This is a genomic window from Aestuariirhabdus haliotis, from assembly GCF_023509475.1.
GTDB classification, from domain to species: Bacteria; Pseudomonadota; Gammaproteobacteria; order Pseudomonadales; family Aestuariirhabdaceae; genus Aestuariirhabdus; species Aestuariirhabdus haliotis.
The window spans coordinates 1-16,493 of sequence record NZ_JAKSDZ010000029.1 but is presented as its reverse complement, the minus strand read 5'-3'; the positions used below and the strand labels follow the sequence as shown (position 1 = coordinate 16,493).

The window sequence follows — 16,493 nt, the reverse complement described above, 5'->3', positions numbered from 1 at the left end:
GGATTGATGTCTGACGTCGTAGCCAGCGGACATTCTCTGGATATTCAACACCCCCCTTTTAAATATCTCTCCCGAGAAGAACTCGATTATCTCCTGAGTCATCTGAGAGTTCGTGACTATGAACCCGGAACGATTATCTTCGATGCTGATCAGATTGTTGAAGAGTTTTATGTTGTTCAACAAGGGGTGGTCGGGGAAACCGATCCTAATGCCGAAGACGGTGAAGGGATGATAACCCATTACATTGCCGATGATTGTTTTGGTGCCTTGGCGATAATGAATGGTATCAGTCAGCATCGCTTTACAGCGCTGGAAAGAACAAGCTGCTTTACCCTGGACAAACCCAGCTTTGTCTCCCTGATATCGGATAATAAAAATTTCGGCAATTTTTTTCGTGAGCGCTTGGCTGCCAAAGCCAAACTTTGGAATCGTTCGGCCCGTTCTCGGGATGCGAACAGTTTTATGATTTCCCAAATTGATTCGGACTGCATGCGCCAGCCTTTGGTGTTGTCTGCGGAAACCAGTATCGACCAGACCGTTCGGGAAATGCGTGATCAAAAGCAGGATTGTGTGCTGGTCGTAAAAGATCGGAAATACGGCATGATCACAGGCACTGACCTTCTTAAAGCCTTGATTGTTGAAGATGCCGATCGTAATGAATCAGTGGGCAATTACGCTTGCTATAAGCTGGTATGTGTCGAAAAGGGAGATTTTCTCTTTAATGCTCTGGTTATGATGACTCGTCATAATATTGAGCGTGTTGTGGTCATGGATCAGGAAAAGCTGGCCGGTATTGTCGAGCTGACCGATATACTGTCCTTCTTTTCGAGTCACTCCCATGTGATTGGGTTGCAGATTGAAAAGGCCACTTCGGTTTCCCAGTTACGCAGAGCGGCACAGGACCTGAATGGTTTGGTGGAGTCCCTGATCGAGTTGGGAGTGCGAATTCCCTTTGCTATGGATCTGCTGGCAGCCTTGAATGCTCGTATTATGTCCAAGCTATATCGATTTATTATGCCCGATGAAGTGCTAAACAATACCTGCTTGTTGGTGCTGGGCAGCGAAGGGCGCGGAGAGCAAATTTTAAAAACCGATCAGGATAATGCGTTGATTGTTCGGAATGGTTTTGTTTTTGCTGAGTTGCCGAATTTACTGAATAGCTTTTCGGATGAATTGGTGTCGTTTGGTTTTCCTCCTTGCCCGGGTAAAGTGATGGTAAATAACCCTAAATGGGTAATGGATGAAGAGCGTTGGCAGGAACAGATTGGTAACTGGTTTGCGATGCCGACGCCTGATGTGATGATTGATCTGGCTATTGTGGTTGATGCTCATCCTATCGCGGGTGATAAAAAACTGTTTAAAAAATGGCAGAAACGGCTGTTCGATCAACCTCGCCAGGATTTGGTTACTCTGGGGCATATGGCAAGAGGGTCTCTGGAGTTTGGTACCCCGTTAACATTCTTTGGTAATTTAAAAACCTCTAACGAGGGTATCGATATCAAGAAAGGTGGGATCTTCCCTCTGGTAAATGGCTTACGAACCCTGGCATTGGAAAATAAGATAACCCATACCAATTCCTACAAGCGGCTGGAAGCACTGGTGAAAGCCCGTGTGATCGAAGAGGCGACGGCCGATAATGTCAGCGAAGCGATGAGCCTGTTTGTTGAAATTCGTCTAAAGCAACAGATGAGCCGTTTGAATGATCCGGCGGCGGCCAATATTGGCGCTAACCAGATCGAGGTCAAGAAATTAAACAGGCTGGAGCGAGATTTGCTGCGTGAAGGGTTACAGGTGGTGAAAGAGTTTAAGGCGCTTCTGTCTCGTCATTATCAGATTGAGTAGGTTGTTTATTGGATAGGGAGCGCTGTACGCTATTGACCAGGGTATGCATAAGGTGAATGTCGCGCTCGGCTAAAACCCCAAGTCGCTCTTCTATCCAAAGCGCTTCTTTCGAGGTGTCATTAATATCAATGGAAACTAATAATCTTTTCAGCTTTTGCTGCAGAGCGCGCAGCTGTGACTTTTCTTCAGTGTCTTGCTGATTAATCGCCTCGCGCGGATTTAACTGACTCAGTTCCCAGGCGTATAACATCACGGCCTGACCAAGATTGAGTGAAGGGTAGCTGGCGGCAAGGGGGATACTGGTTAACAGGTCACAGCTTGAAATTTCATCGTTTGCCAGTCCCTGATCCTCTCGTCCGAACAGAATGCCCACCCGAATATTGTCAGATTTATTGGTGATAAAGGGTTTCAGCTCCTGGGGCGGATAAATATAGTTACGTTGGTGGCGTTTTTTCGCGGTTGTCCCAATCACCAGATCAAGGTCGTTGATAGCGTTTTTCAGATCAGGGAAACTCTGTGCCTGTTGCAGAATGTCTCCAGAGCCATGGGCAACCCAGCGGGCTTTGTCTTCCCTGTGTCGTTGGCTGTTGACCAGGCGCAACTGGTCAAACCCCATGGTTTTCAGGGCCCTGGCGGCTGCGCCAACATTTTCGGCCAGCACCGGTTCCACCAGAATAAAAATGATTTGCATATCTTCGCTGCTACTTCTGCCTGTTACGGGGCGCAAGTATATCAGTACTCGGCTCGCACTCTTACCTGGATTTCAGCAGGATTAGTGCGTGAGGTAGACGTCTTCTGACGCTTGAAGCCGGTCTATTCCAGAAACAGCCGGTTTTTAATCAAACCAAAGAAAGTCGGTTGTCGGCCTAGAAAATACCAGCCCAGATGAGCATGGCAAGCTGAGCAATGGGCAAACTGCCATTGGTAGCCGATAAACCAGCTAGCCTCGTTCGTTGCTTGCCCGCTGACAGTGCAACCGTCGGCGTTTTTCAGACTTAGAAAGCAAAACTTGATACCGGCAGGGTTGATTTGGAGATGTTCTGTGAACCCCTCTATAGCGCACAGCTCATCCGCATCACTGATGATGTGTCGGCACCGAACGCAGAGAAGCAGCTGCTTTGGTTGGGGTTCGGGCAGATGTTTGTCGCTTGGAAAACTGACAGGCGAAAGCTTGGCAGCCGGGTTGCTTTCAAAGGCGTAGTGGAAAGGGCGCATGGTGCTTTGGATTGTGCTGATTCTTTCTCATCTTAGCAGTAATTTATGCTTTGGCGCTGGCGTCCAGCGGCTGTTTCACTTTTAATAGAGGCTGAATAATTCGCAGGGAGACAGGATGAGCCGAGAGACGCGTATGGCGATAGCGATAGTCGCTGCCATCATCATTTTGGTCGTTCTTGTCAGTTGGTGGTTTTCGGGCGTTGAACTGGATGATGGATCGGCTGATACCAGCGAACAGGCTGTGCCAGTTGAACAGCTCACGCCTTCGGTACCGGCGGACAACACCGGGGAACAGGCCGGGGTGTCACCTGAGGTCACTGCTCCGCCCCTTACAGAACCGGAGTCTACAGCAATATCTTCGCCTCAGGGCACGTCAGGTTCGACGGTGACAACACCGGTAACTGGTCAGGAAACGATACGCATTATCGTGAGAGAGCCTGTGATGGTGGACGGTGTCGATGTTGAAGAGGTGTTGAAAGATAAAGTAATTATCAATGAGGAAGAGGTGGTCGACAGTCCACTCAGCCAGTAACAGGGAGTTCGCAGTATGGATATTGGTTTTATGGTTTTTCTGGCCGTCGTAGGGGCGCTGATTCTCTATGTGGTTAGCATCTTTAATGGTTTGGTAAGCCGAAAGAATCGTTATGAGAACGCCTTTGGCCAGATTTCAGTGCAACTCAAGCGCCGACATGACCTGATTCCCAACCTGGTCAATACGGCCAAGGGTTACCTTAAACACGAAAGTGAAACTCTGGAAAAAGTTATTAAGGCCAGAGACAGCGCAGCAAACTTGCTCCAGGCGATGGGCGGAAAAGTTGATGGCAAGGCGGTTAAGCAGCTAGCCGGAGCGGAAAGTGCGCTACTGGGAGCGTTGCAGGGGCTGAATGTCACCATGGAGCAGTACCCCGATCTTAAAGCTGACCAGACGATGCTTCGCTTGATGGAAGAGTTGCAAAGCACCGAAAATCGAGTCGCCAAGGCTCGCCAGTTTTACAATGATGCCGTTACCGGATACAACATTTTCCGCGCCAGCTTTCCGCAGGTTGTGTTTGCCGGAGCCTTTGGTCACCCTCTGGATGCGACTTTGCTGGAATTCGATGACGCTGAGCAGATCAAGCAAGCTCCCAGCGTGTCGTTTTGATCCCGCTCGCCTGATCGCAGTTGGTCTACAAAGGATAGTTTGTCGTGGATTTTTTTAAGGCGCAGGACGATGCGCGACGCAAAAGCCTATGGTTGATCCTGATGATGGGCGCTGCGGTGCTGGCCCTGGTGTTGATTGCCTTTTTGATGATGGCTGGCTTGCTCTGGTATTCCCAGCAGGCGACGCATCTGACATATCCGTTCACCTTTTATCTGACACCCAAGCTATTTTTCGGCTGTTTAGTCAGTATCGGCGGTATTGTTCTACTGGGCTCATTGATCAAACTGTTCCGGCTCAGTAAAGGGGCCGGAGCCTTGATGCAGTCGATGGGAGGGCGTTCCGTGGCAGAGACACCGGCTACTCTGCGCGAGCAAGTGTTGCGTAACCTTGTTGAGGAGACGGCGATCGCCAGTGGTACACCGGTACCCGATGTTTATATTCTTGATGATGAACCGGCTATCAATGCGTTTGCCGTTGGTTTATCGCTGGATGATGCTGCCTTGGGTTTTACCCGAGGCTGTGTTGAACGTCTGGATCGAGATGAGCTCGAGGGTGTGGTGGCCCATGAATTCAGCCATTTGGTGCACGGCGACAGTCGTCTTAATCTGAGGCTGATGGGGGTGTTGTACGGTATCACCATGATCTCCAGTCTTGGCATGAATGTCTTGCGTGGGCAACGTTATAGCTCCAACAGCAAGGGTTCTGGAGCTGTGTCGCTGGTCGGAATTGGACTGTTGGTGATTGGTTATAGCGGTGTGTTTTTTGCCAGTCTGATCCGCTCCGGCGTGTCTCGCCAGCGCGAGTTTTTAGCGGATGCCAGTGCTGTTCAGTACACACGCAATACCCGTGGCCTGGCCGGTGCCTTGAAGCGTATCGGTGGATACCCGTCAGGCTCCGAGTTAGCAACACCGATGGCGGCCGATGTGGGGCATATGATGTTCTCCAGGGCGGTTAGTAGCTGGGTAGGTGGTCTGTTTGCCACCCATCCTCCCTTGCCGCAACGGATATTGCGCCTTGAACCGCAATGGCGAGGTGATTTCCTGGAAGGGGTGGGCGAGGTGAGCGCATTCGACACCCGGTCGGTCTCGGCGGCTGTACCCTCCGCGGTAAGCGGTTTGGCTGATATTGATAGCATCTCCGCCGAACGTATTTCATTGGAGCAGGTGGGTAATGCTGGACAGGCCGAGCGGAGTAGCGCTCGGAATTTGCTGCAGGGTATTGAACCAGAGTTACAGCTTCATGCTCATCAGCCGAACGGAGCTTTGGCGATCGTCTCAGGTTTGCTGTTAAGCACCGATGGTGAGGTGCGCCAGAAACAGTTGTCCGTGCTCAAAAACCAATGGTCAGAGCCGCGTTTTTCAAGGATATGCTCGCTGGCTAAACCGCTGGATGCGTTGCCATCACTGCAGCGTCTGACACTGCTGAACCTTTGCCTGCCAATACTCAAGCGCCAACCATCTGATCTGCGCAGCCAGCTGATTCATTGTGTACAACAGTTGGTGGCAGCCGACGGAAAGTTATCCCATTTTGAGTGGGCTTTACAGGCATTGGTGCAGCATCAACTGCGAGTGAAATCGTTGCCCAAAGGTGCGAAACAGTTACAACCCCAGCTGCGTAATCTGAGGCTACTGTTTTCCTGGCTCGCTTTTGCCGGGCGTTTGCCGGTGAAAGAGTCTGCCGCCAGTTGTTCGTTGGCCTATCGTATCGTTGGAGTGAAGGATGCAGGATTGATTCCTCCAGAGCGTTTGAAACCTGCAGCGGTAACCTCGGCGCTTTTTGCTTTGGTTGCTCTTCAGCCTCAGGCAAAAAAACGCTTTCTGGAAGCTTGCAAAGGCATTGTGGTCGCCGATAATCGGGTGTTAGTGACGGAGTTGCAGGTACTGCGTACGATTGCTGAGGTGCTGGGTTGCCCGTTACCGATGTTAGCTGCGATCGGGAAGAACGACTCCTGATTGATGCTCCAGCCAGGCCCGAATGCGTTGCACCAAGTGAGCCGGCTCCTTGGCCCAGTTAAAATGGTTGAGGCGTTCGATGCCTAACGCTTTGCCATCCAAGTGCTGGTGGGTGATGTCCGCGGTCGCGAGCTTGTCATAGAGCTTTATAACCGCTTGCCTGGGCGCCATCCAGTCCTCTTCGAAGGATATGGCCATCACCGGTAACCTTACCTCGGCAAGTTTTTCTTCCAATGTGTCGTCATGGGACTTCAGTTTATAGTGCCCCGTACGGGCACAATGGGCCCATTCCTTAATCAGCTGTCTTGCCTCGCGGCCACCAAAGCCGAGCTGTTTGCCGGGTAAATAGCCCATGACCTGACTAACAAGAAACAGAAATTGGGTCGCCAGTAGTGTGCGTAGGGGGCGGTGAAAGCCTTTGAAGTGAATATTGCAGGCTGCTATCAAGATCATACCGTCGACTTGGTCAGCATTGTCGGCCAAGAACAGTGTGTTGAGCTGTCCCCCCAGGCTGTGCCCTAGTAGATAAACAGGGTTTTCAGGAAATATCTCTCGCAGGCTGTTTAGCATTGCCGGCCATTCCTGTTGTAGCATCTCGCCATAGCCAAAATTAACTCTGCGGGAAGCCCTTACCGAACTGGCGCCAATACCTCGCAAGTCGGCGGTTGCCGCGTTTAAACCGCTATCGCAAAGGGCTTGTGCCAGAGCCTGATAATAATCCGCACGCACCCCCATTGCTGGCATGCAAAGAATGATCGGTGCTTTGACATTCTCCGGGTTGCGGTAGAGAGTCAGTCTATTTCCAACACCGTCTGCCGTTGTGATGGTAAGTTCGGTCAGGTTGCTCATAAATAAAAATATGCTTGTTTAGTGTATTTATTTCGATTAACTATAACAGTGGTATCAAGTCAGTTCAGCTGTTCATTTTTAGAGTAAACGCTCTCAGACTAAACAAAGCCCAGTATGGATTCTGCTGGTTAGATCACAAGGTGGCGGATAATCATTGCGGCTTAATGGAGGAAAGAAAGCAATATGGTGACGTATCGAAAGGGACTTATCGAAGCATATGATTTGCAGAAGCTGCTCTCAGATCCACAGCTGGTTCTGTTTGATTGTCGAGCCCGCCTTGGGGACGACGACTACGGTCTTTGCTCCTACAACGCCGGGCACATTCCGCGCGCCTGGTTTGCCGATTTGGAGACTCAATTGTCGGCGCCGGTGATAAAAGGAAAAACCGGGCGGCATCCCTTGCCGGACGTGCTGACACTCAGCGATTTTTTACGCCATTGTGGCCTGAATAATAACTCCCGGGTTGTTGTCTATGACGACAACAATGGTGCCATGGCCGCCAGACTGTGGTGGCTGCTTCGCTTTCTGGGTCTTGAATCTGTAGCCGTTCTTAATGGTGGTTATCAAGCCTGGCTTACCATCGGAGGCGAGATTAGTAACGAGCTCTCTGAGCCCGATGTCCCTGGTGATTTTGAGCCACGGCCCGATTTCGATATGTTGATGACAACCAATGATGTCGAGTCGTCACTTCACAGCCAGTCGTTATGCTTGGTCGATGCCAGGGCCGCGATAAGATTCAGAGGTGAGCAGGAGCCGATCGATCCGGTGGCGGGTCATATCCCGGGTGCTCTGAATTACCCTTTTGAGGGAAACCTTCGAGAAGATGGTCGATTCAAGTCGATGGAGAGTTTGAAACAGCGATTTTTGCCCTTTGAATCGGAGCCGAGAGCGGTGGTTTGTTATTGCGGTTCCGGGGTGACGGCTTGTCATAACTTGCTCGCTATGGAACTGGCCGGCCTGCCCCTGGGTAAATTATATCTGGGTTCCTGGAGTGAGTGGATTGTCGATCCTTCACGACCACTTGCGAGACAGTAAAAGCTGTACCACACTGATGCGGCTCAGTGATATTTGTGGTTCGCCAGGCTATTTTGTCAACGAATTTTACACTTTTCAGATTCAAGAGAGCGTAGGCTTTCCTAACTTATTGATATAAGGGAAGCCTTGGTTTTTGGAGCGTTTATTGCATTGCCTGTAGGTAGCGGGGCAGTTTCCCGTAGAAAACGGAAAAAGTGATCATGGAATCGAGATCTAATAACCGCAAGCAATTATCAACACAATCGAATGTTGATAAAGGGGCGTCGCGTCGTGGGTTTTTACAGAAATCCTTGATAGGTGCGACACCTTTCATTCTGACCGCTGTCAGCCGACCTGTTTTGGGTAATCAATGTACGGTATCGGGCATGATGTCTGGCAACCTCTCGGCCCCAGGGGGCCCGGAAGTCTGTGCCGGCTTGACGCCTGGTTTCTGGAAAACCCACTTGATGGATTGGCCCGAGCCCTATACTCCAGGGGAGATTCAAGGTGATGCCTGGTCTCCTAATAGCCGCGGCGCTACGCCGAATCTAAAGGTTGTCGGAGGCACACGATTTAATGACGTTTTTGCCTTCCGCAACGGCTATTTTCGCAATAATCCCAGCATGCTGGAAGTTATGCAGATGCGAGGTAATGAAGATCGGGAGCGGCTTGGTGCTCACGCTGTCGCTGCCATTCTTAATGCAACCTATTTTGCTAATCAGTCGGGTGTCAGTTTTGGTTACACTCCAGATGACATTATCTCTTACTGGAATCAGGGCAGGGGCCCTGGTGGTAGTAACCTGAAAAAATTCTATGAGATGCTGAACCAGCGAGGCTCCGGTTGAGCTGTTGTGCACCTGCCGATCTGACCTTATCCCCAGCCATTCGTCTCTGCTCCTTTGATGAGCAAGTGATTGCCTATGACGTCGGCAGTGGCGATACCCATTTGCTAGAAGGTGATGCTGCATCTCTTATAAAGCGCTTGGCTGACGAAGGGATGTCCTGTTCGTCGCTTCGGGCATTTGAGGCTTCCGGCTTGCAAATTCCCCTATTCCGGCTGATTATGAATCTGGAATATCTGGGGATTGTCAGAGCCAGGGAATGCGAGTAGTAGACCTCCAGCAGAATCAACTAGAAGAAGCATTACGCGATCGGGGCATCTGGTTGCGGGCTTGGCCTTTCCTATTCCATATTCGTAGTTCTGAGACAGCACTTGCCTCCGGTGTGGCAGCCCTTTATGCCAACTATCCCGTGGCGCTTGATGGCGACTGGGCCGATTTTCATCTGCGTATCTGCGCTGTGAATGGCTTGCGTAAGCTGTTTCGCCCTCAAGTGAATTTTTACCTGGATCGCCTACGTCCCTTTAAACCGTTGCCTCGTAATCAAAGCTTCGCATTTTTAGAATGGGGGATGAACTGGTGTGTTGCGAATCATCTCCATCGGTATTTGATTTTACATTGTGCAGTCGTCGCTAAAGGGGACGATGCCTTGTTATTGCCAGGTGCATCGGGGAGTGGCAAAAGCACCCTCTGTGCAGCGCTAGTAGCGCGAGGCTGGCGCCTTTTATCGGATGAATTGGCCTTAGTTGATCCTGTCGATCAACGGATACAGGGCTTTGTTCGGCCGATCAGTTTGAAAAACCAGTCGATTGAGGTAATCCGCGACTTTGCACCGAACTTAACTTTGGGCGAGGTGGTTGAGGATACTCAGAAAGGCTCAGTTGCTCATGCCCGTCCCCCAGATCCCAGGCTGCATGAGGGACTTCAAAGTGCGACGGTTCGATGGGTGCTTTTCCCCCACTACCAGTCGGGCAAGGCAACCGAATTGCATGAAATGCCAAAGGGCAATGCCTTTATGCAGTTGCAGGAACAGGCATTTAATTATCAACTGCATGGTGAATCGGGTTTTGATACTTTGACTAGGCTTATTCAGCCGAATCCTTGCTATGAGCTGCATTATTCAAATCTGGATGAGGTTGTTCAGCTTCTGGATTCAACGTTAAGCCGTGCTGAATTGCCAGGGGTATTGCCTTGAATACCCTATTGTTGGATGTCTTGCGCGCGCCTTCGACAATGGGTGCTTTGAATGAAGCGCAGTGGGATGGGTTGTTGCGTAGTGCCCGTGAGGCTGAGCTTACCGGACGCCTTCAGGTCTTGATATCAACTCATTCTGAGTCATTGGAGTTACCCGATTTTGCAAGACTCCAGCTCGACAGCGTTGCAGTACAAATGCAAGCGCAACAACGTGCCCTGAGCCACGAAGTGGAGTGCCTCGAAAGGGTTTTATACCCGGAATCAATTCCACACCTCTACCTTAAAGGGGCTGCCTATCAGTTGGCAGGTTGTACGAATGCTGCCGGACGTTTGTTTTCAGATCTGGATCTTCTGGTGCCCGAATCTCGTATTGAAGAAACCGAACAGCTACTGCGAGATCATGGCTGGGTCTCAACTCATACAACGACGTATGACCAACAGTATTATCGCCGTTGGATGCATGAATTACCTCCCATGGTGCATGTGAAAAGAAGAACGGTGCTGGATTTGCATCATAATATCTTGCCTCGCACGGCGGCGCATGTTCCCGATGCTTCGAGGTTATTTGAACAGGCTACGACATTGGCCAGCGGACATTGTATTTTGAGTCCGGTTGACCGCTTGCTGCATAGTACCAGTCATCTGTTTCATGAGGGTGAAGTCAAACAGGGGCTTCGTGGTTTAGTCGATGTTGACCTGCTATACCGTGAATTGGACAAGTCGCAAAGGGAAAATGTGTTTGATCGGGCAGGGGAGCTACATCTGTTGCGACCGCTGTTTTATGGTCTGCACTATGGCCAGCGTTATCTCGGGACGCCTCTGGATTCCAAAGCCATGGAACAGCTCGAGGCTATTGCCCCTCCTGAATGGGCACGCAAGTTCATGGATTGGACTTATTTCAGGGTATTTTGTCTTGCTGCCGAGCACCCTGTTCGGTGGGATGAGCGTTTGGCGGAATGGTTGGTATATCTTAGAGGGCACCATTTGCGCATGCCATTTTATCGGCTGATTCCGCATCTGGTGGTAAAAGGCATTAAACCCCTGCGCAAATGAGTTGGCAGGTACTCGGTTGGGTGTTTAAGGCTTTATACGTCTATACATAATATGTCTATGCATAATAAGTTTGTAAATCGTATAGACGGGGAGTAGTCAGGTATCTGCTTGTCCATGACTCATGTTTATCAATCGAGGGTTCTCCATGTTACAAGTGCTCATTGTTGAAGACAGTCCCACAGTGTTAAAAGTTATGGATTACCTTCTCAGGCAAAGCACGAAATTTCAGCCTGTTTATGCGGCTACCCTCGCTGAAGTTGAAATATTGCTTGAAGACAGTTCAGATCAGTTTTTCGCTGCTATTGTTGATATCAACTTACCGGATGCACCCGATGGCCAGGCCGTAGACTACATACGTCAGTGCGATATACCCACGATTGTGCTTACCGGTCGTTTTAATGAGGTGCAACGTGAGCAGATGCTCGCTAATGGTGTCGTTGACTACGTTGAAAAAGAGAGCCGTTTTTCATACGAGTACGCAATAGGGTTGCTGGCAAAGTTGTCACGAAATCAAACGATGAAGCTGATGGTCGTGGATGATTCCAGTTCCGCTCGCTTGTTTGTGAAAGGGATTCTGCGCACGCATCTTTATTCGGTTATTCTTGCGGAATCCGCTGAGCAGGCACTTGAATTACTCAAGGATCATTCGGATCTCACCTTGATGATCGTTGATTATACTATGCCGGGAATGGATGGTTGTCAGTTGGTGAAAACGATTCGCCAGAATAACGCTTATGATGATCTGTTGATTATTGGCTTGTCTGCAGGTGAGCAATCGCTATCGGCCCGTTTTATCAAGGCTGGTGCCAACGACTTTCTCAAGAAGCCCTTTTATCACGAAGAGTTGCATTGCCGAGTAATGCATAATATCGAACAGAGAGAGTTACTGATAGCAGTGCGTAATATGGCCAATCAGGACTATTTGACCGGGTTGGATAACAGGCGTTACTTTTTTGATCAAGCGCAACCCTTATATAACAGCGCATGCAAGCAGCAGAAATTAATATCTGTTGCAATGATCGATATTGACCACTTTAAGCAGGTTAATGATACCTACGGTCATGCGGTTGGGGATGAAGTACTCAAATCTGTTTCCGGAGAGCTAAAACGTACTTTTTCCCGATTTATAGCCGCAAGAATGGGAGGGGAAGAGTTCTGTGTTTTTATGGTTGGTCTGGAGGAGAGCAAAGCGTTTCGTCTGTTGGATGGCTTTCGCGAGTTGGTTTCGGATCTGGGAGTTCCGACCGAACAAGGTGAACTCTTTGTGACTATCAGTTGTGGGCTGAGCATGCTTCCTGGGCAGTCTCTGGATGGCATGCTTCAACAAGCGGATGAAAACCTTTATCGAGCAAAGGAAGCAGGTCGAAATTTGGTTGTTAGTGATTAGTTCTCTGGTTTTTTTAAGTACTATATTCGTTTTGAATCTCTATTCCATCCCTCCTCGTTGACAGCTAAGAGCCCCTTTCTGAGCTGTATTTTTCTTGATTGAAATAATGAATGCCTGACCATTCTTTGGTTTGGTTGATGGCTCCTTATGTTGATTTTTTTGTTCCTGTAAGGGTTCATTTTTCCTGTTCTGTTATTAATTTTTTTTACCATTTATTGGACCCTTTTGATCCAGCTCAGGGAAATATAAGTTATCGAGTTCTATTGCCTGAATCATTATGGGTTTGGTGACTCTGGTCACAGATAAAAGCCCGAGCCCGATAATTAATGAGACTATTAGGATCGTATTTTTTTGCGCTTTCCGTTTATTTTTTTTGACTCTAATTGAGAAGCAATATCAGGATGCTTAGCTAACCAAATAACGGAATAGTGAGGTTACAAACAGGGTAAGGAGAAGGCCATGAAACGTCTATTTACAGTGATGCTTATATCAGTGCTGGCAAGCCTGTCCTCGGTAGCAAATTCGGCTTCGGGTGAGGAAAAGCCAGTATGGTGGTTCTTCGATACAGTCGATGTTGAATTTGTATCGCAATATGCCACAGTGCCCCCGAAAAAGGATGTGATGATCATAGATTCGAGGCCATCGAGAAAATACAAAAAAGGGCATATCGTGCCTGCTATTAATATCTCCGACTCCCAGTTTGCCAAGATGACCGGTGCGTTGCCTCAGGATAAGTCGAGCCTGCTAATCTTTTACTGTGGAGGTATGAAATGTTCATTGAGTCATAAGTCCGCTGCCAAGGCCGTCGCTCTGGGGTACAGCAATGTCAAAGTCTACGCGGCCGGTTATCCGGATTGGCTAAAAAATAGTCACACCCCAGGGGTGAGCGCTGCGTATGTAAAAGCATTGATCGATAAGGGAGCTCCTTCCGTTATTATTGACGCTCGTCCCGCCAGGAAGTTTGCCTCGGGTCATGTGCCAACGGCGATCAACATTCCGCAGCGTCAATTTGATGGGAATGTAGCAAAGCTCCCCGTCGATAAGAGTACTGAGCTGATCTACTACTGTGGTGGTTATAAGTGCACTCTCAGTACTAAATCAGCCGATAAAGCCATAGCCTTGGGGTACACCAAAGTAAGGTTGTTTCAAGGCGGTTACCCCGAGTGGAAGCAAGCCTATGGTGACTCAGGGATGCAAGGAAGTGGTGGTGAAAGTACTGTCAGTATCGAATCGGGAGAAGATGATGGCACCATCAGCATTGCTTCTTTCACCGAGTTAACCATGAACAAACCTGACTCCATTTACTGGTATGACGTTCGAGATCCAGAAGAGCTGGAAGCCGATGGCCATTTTGCCAAGGCCGCCAATTTGACAGTGGATGATGTTGAGTCAGCTGTTGATGAATTGCCCTCTGATAAGCCGATAGTCTTCTTTTGTGCAACAGGTGCGCGTAGTGGTGAAGCCTACGACATTGTGAAAATGGGTCGGGATAACCTTGATGTCTATTTTCTCGATGCCAACGTCGAATTCTTTGCAGACGGGCGTGCACCCAAAGCAACACCGGTGGATTAAGAACAGCCCTGGTTTTAACGGGCTTGTTGGTCAGTTCTGTCTATGGGGGCTGTAGTTATGACCCCCTCTTGTGTGCATAAGGATTCGCTCATGGTTTGCAATATGGTGCTCTTGGTTAAAGCCAGTTATCCCTCTATTTGGCTGAGGGCACTGCTGCTTATTGCTTTGCTGGTTGGGCAGTTATTTGTGGGCCCTGGATACGCACTGGCATCCACAGCTGATCATACCCAATTTGACCAACTGCAGGTAAAGTTCGAAACGGGGCCCGAAGTCACCAAAGCTTGCCTGGGTTGCCATACCCTGGCCGCAAAACAGATTCATAAATCGACTCATTGGACCTGGGAATATGAAAATCCGAATAGCGGACAGTTGCTGGGCAAGAAACATGTAGTAAATAACTTCTGTCTGGGAGCCACTCCCAATATTGCAGCCTGCTCATCCTGTCATATCGGTTATGGTTGGGAAGAGGGTAAGTTTGATTTTACATCGGAAGAGTCGGTTGATTGTCTGGTCTGTCATGAAACAACAGGGCTCTACTCTCGCAGCGAGCTTCGCACGCCAGGAAAGCGCCGACCAAAGCTTGAGAAATATGCCCAAAGTGTAGGGCCGACGACCCGGCGTAGTTGTGGTGCTTGTCATTTTGCCGGTGGCGGCGCCAAGGCCGTCAAACATGGAGATATTGATCCAACTCTGGCGGCTCCCGATTTCTTTGTCGATGTGCATATGGATGCAGATGGACTCGATTTTTCCTGCTCTACCTGCCATCGCAGCGATCAACATGAGGTTTCCGGTAGTCGGTATGGCCCTAATGCCAATGATGATCGGGGTATAGCCATTCCCGGTAAGCAGGAGGTCGGGCGTTCCAGTTGTCGTGTCTGCCATAGCGGGGAACCGCATGAGAAGACCCCGAAACTGAATAGTCATGCGAATCGGATCGCGTGTCAGACTTGCCATATTCCGCGCTATTCTCGCGGTGATTATGCCACCAAATCCTGGTGGGACTGGTCCAAGGCCGGTGTCATGGCGGACGATGGTAGGCCTTTTGGAAAGGAGGATGACCAAGGCCAGGAGATTTACAGTTCCAAAAAGGGGGAGTTTCAATGGCAGATCCAGACTCGCCCTGAATACCGCTGGTTTGATGGGAACGTACGCTACACCCTGCTGGACGATGAGATAGACCCCCAGTCTGTTGTGCCAATTAATCGTTTTGGCGGGGATGCTAATAACCCCCGGGCACGCATCTGGCCGGTCAAGGTGATGCGAGGAAAACAGCCTTACGATAGTCAATTCAACAGGCTGGTGGCTCCGTTAACCGTCGGGGAAAAAGGCTATTGGAACACCTTTGACTGGGATCAGGCCATTTCACTGGGGATGAAAGCGGTTGATAAGCCCTACAGCGGTCAATACGGTTTTGTAGAGACTGAAATGCTGTGGCCCTTATCCCATATGGTCGCGCCCGCTGATGAAGCGCTGACTTGCGGCGAATGTCATACAGTGCAGGGTGTACTGCATGAGGTGGGAGGGGTTTATATCCCTGGTCGAGATGGCTCTCCCTGGCTGGACAGAATAGCTTTACTGCTATTGGTTGCAACCTGCATCGGAGTGGCGATTCACTCTGTCGGCCGTATTCTTATGGCCCGACAGCAGCCCCGTAGATCACCTGTACGCCAGCAACGGATTTATGTATTCAAGAGGTTTGAGCGTTTCTGGCACTGGGCTCAAGCACTATTAATAGTGCTTATGCTGTTTACCGGTTTTGAAATTCATGGCAGTTATCGCGCTATGGGTATTGAGGATGCCATGGCCCTGCATACGCTCAGTGCCTGGCTGTTGATAGGCTTATGGGTGTTTGCGATATTCTGGCATCTGACTACCGGTGAATGGCGTCACTATATTCCAACCACGGATAAGTTGGTGGCGGTCGCTCGTTATTACGCAATCGATATGTTTAAAGGTGAACCCCATCCTTTCAGGGCCTCGGCTTTGCAAAAGCATAATCCACTGCAAAGACTTGCCTACTTGTTATTCAAAGTGATTATGGCTCCACTGATATGGTTGTCCGGTTTACTTTACCTGTTTTACAGCGATTGGACGCGATGGGGATTAACGGGACTGGAGCTGGGAACCGTGGCATGGATCCATACTGCGGCGGCCTACCTGATCGTTATCTTCTTTGTCGGTCATGTGTATCTCACGACCACCGGGCATAGTGTGTTTGCGCACATAAAGGCGATGTTTACCGGCTGGGAAGAGGTGGATGAGATGCCAGTGACCGGCAAACAGGATCCAGAGCAGGAACAAAAAGCCAGTAAGCCTTCAGATCCAGGCGGTCAGATCTAGGGCACCTCTGATTAATTCAGATGAACTCTGGCTTTCAGGCGAATTCAGAATCGCGGCACGCCTTTGCAGTAAGGTCGAGACCTTTCAAAAAGGCG

14 protein-coding genes are annotated in these 16,493 nt (G+C 49.6%); 12 read left to right on the top strand and 2 right to left on the bottom strand.

Features of this window, described 5'->3' with window-relative positions; all coding sequences use genetic code 11:
- Positions 1–6 precede the first annotated feature (6 nt).
- Complete coding sequence (locus MIB40_RS14340; protein ID WP_249695552.1) at positions 7–1,842, top strand: putative nucleotidyltransferase substrate binding domain-containing protein; 1,836 nt, start codon at positions 7–9, stop codon at positions 1,840–1,842.
- Here the strand turns inward: MIB40_RS14340 and MIB40_RS14335 are convergent.
- Positions 1,805–2,533 (bottom strand): tRNA/rRNA methyltransferase, encoded by a 729-nt coding sequence (locus tag MIB40_RS14335; protein ID WP_249695550.1) that lies wholly within the window; start codon positions 2,531–2,533, stop codon positions 1,805–1,807. The genes MIB40_RS14340 and MIB40_RS14335 overlap by 38 nt on opposite strands.
- A gap of 639 nt (positions 2,534–3,172) precedes the next feature.
- On the opposite strand from MIB40_RS14335, the gene MIB40_RS14330 reads away from it, so the two are divergent.
- The 3 genes from MIB40_RS14330 to MIB40_RS14320 are packed head-to-tail and all read left to right on the top strand — an operon-like array spanning position 3,173 to position 6,150.
- Positions 3,173–3,589 carry a hypothetical protein gene (locus MIB40_RS14330; protein ID WP_249695548.1) on the top strand — a complete coding sequence of 139 codons (417 nt, stop codon included), beginning with the start codon at positions 3,173–3,175 and terminating at the stop codon, positions 3,587–3,589.
- A 15-nt stretch (positions 3,590–3,604) separates the two neighbouring features.
- On the top strand, positions 3,605–4,198 hold the full coding sequence (locus MIB40_RS14325; protein WP_249695546.1) for a LemA family protein: 594 nt from the start codon (positions 3,605–3,607) through the stop codon (positions 4,196–4,198).
- Between the two features lie 44 nt (positions 4,199–4,242).
- Entirely contained in the window at positions 4,243–6,150 is a 1,908-nt protein-coding gene (locus MIB40_RS14320) for a M48 family metallopeptidase (RefSeq protein WP_249695543.1), read from the top strand.
- Here the strand turns inward: MIB40_RS14320 and MIB40_RS14315 are convergent.
- Positions 6,121–6,999 (bottom strand): alpha/beta hydrolase family protein, encoded by an 879-nt coding sequence (locus MIB40_RS14315; RefSeq protein WP_249695541.1) that lies wholly within the window; start codon positions 6,997–6,999, stop codon positions 6,121–6,123. The two genes, MIB40_RS14320 and MIB40_RS14315, sit on opposite strands and share 30 nt — an antisense overlap.
- Before the next feature lie 183 nt (positions 7,000–7,182).
- Here MIB40_RS14315 and MIB40_RS14310 point away from each other — a divergent pair, with 183 nt between their 5' ends.
- The 8 genes from MIB40_RS14310 to MIB40_RS14275 all read left to right on the top strand — a co-directional run bounded on the left by MIB40_RS14310 (position 7,183) and on the right by MIB40_RS14275 (position 16,398).
- Positions 7,183–8,034, top strand: coding sequence for a sulfurtransferase (locus MIB40_RS14310; protein WP_249695539.1), 852 nt, complete (start codon positions 7,183–7,185; stop codon positions 8,032–8,034).
- Positions 8,035–8,234: 200 nt separating this feature from the next.
- Positions 8,235–8,858 carry a hypothetical protein gene (locus tag MIB40_RS14305; protein ID WP_249695537.1) on the top strand — a complete coding sequence of 208 codons (624 nt, stop codon included), beginning with the start codon at positions 8,235–8,237 and terminating at the stop codon, positions 8,856–8,858.
- On the top strand, positions 8,855–9,124 hold the full coding sequence (locus tag MIB40_RS14300) for a hypothetical protein (RefSeq protein WP_249695535.1): 270 nt from the start codon (positions 8,855–8,857) through the stop codon (positions 9,122–9,124). The genes MIB40_RS14305 and MIB40_RS14300 overlap by 4 nt, the downstream gene beginning before the upstream one ends.
- Entirely contained in the window at positions 9,115–10,047 is a 933-nt protein-coding gene (locus MIB40_RS14295; protein ID WP_249695533.1) for an HprK-related kinase A, read from the top strand. Before MIB40_RS14300 ends, MIB40_RS14295 begins: the two co-directional genes overlap by 10 nt.
- Complete coding sequence (locus tag MIB40_RS14290) at positions 10,044–11,099, top strand: nucleotidyltransferase domain-containing protein (RefSeq protein ID WP_249695531.1); 1,056 nt, start codon at positions 10,044–10,046, stop codon at positions 11,097–11,099. The genes MIB40_RS14295 and MIB40_RS14290 overlap by 4 nt, the downstream gene beginning before the upstream one ends.
- Before the next feature lie 145 nt (positions 11,100–11,244).
- Positions 11,245–12,486: a diguanylate cyclase gene (locus MIB40_RS14285; protein WP_249695530.1), complete on the top strand. Its 1,242-nt coding sequence runs from the start codon at positions 11,245–11,247 to the stop codon at positions 12,484–12,486.
- A 459-nt stretch (positions 12,487–12,945) separates the two neighbouring features.
- Positions 12,946–14,058, top strand: a complete 1,113-nt coding sequence (locus MIB40_RS14280; protein WP_249695528.1) for a rhodanese-like domain-containing protein — start codon at positions 12,946–12,948, stop codon at positions 14,056–14,058.
- A gap of 90 nt (positions 14,059–14,148) precedes the next feature.
- Positions 14,149–16,398, top strand: a complete 2,250-nt coding sequence (locus MIB40_RS14275; RefSeq protein WP_249695525.1) for a tetrathionate reductase family octaheme c-type cytochrome — start codon at positions 14,149–14,151, stop codon at positions 16,396–16,398.
- The last annotated feature ends 95 nt before the right edge of the window (positions 16,399–16,493 follow it).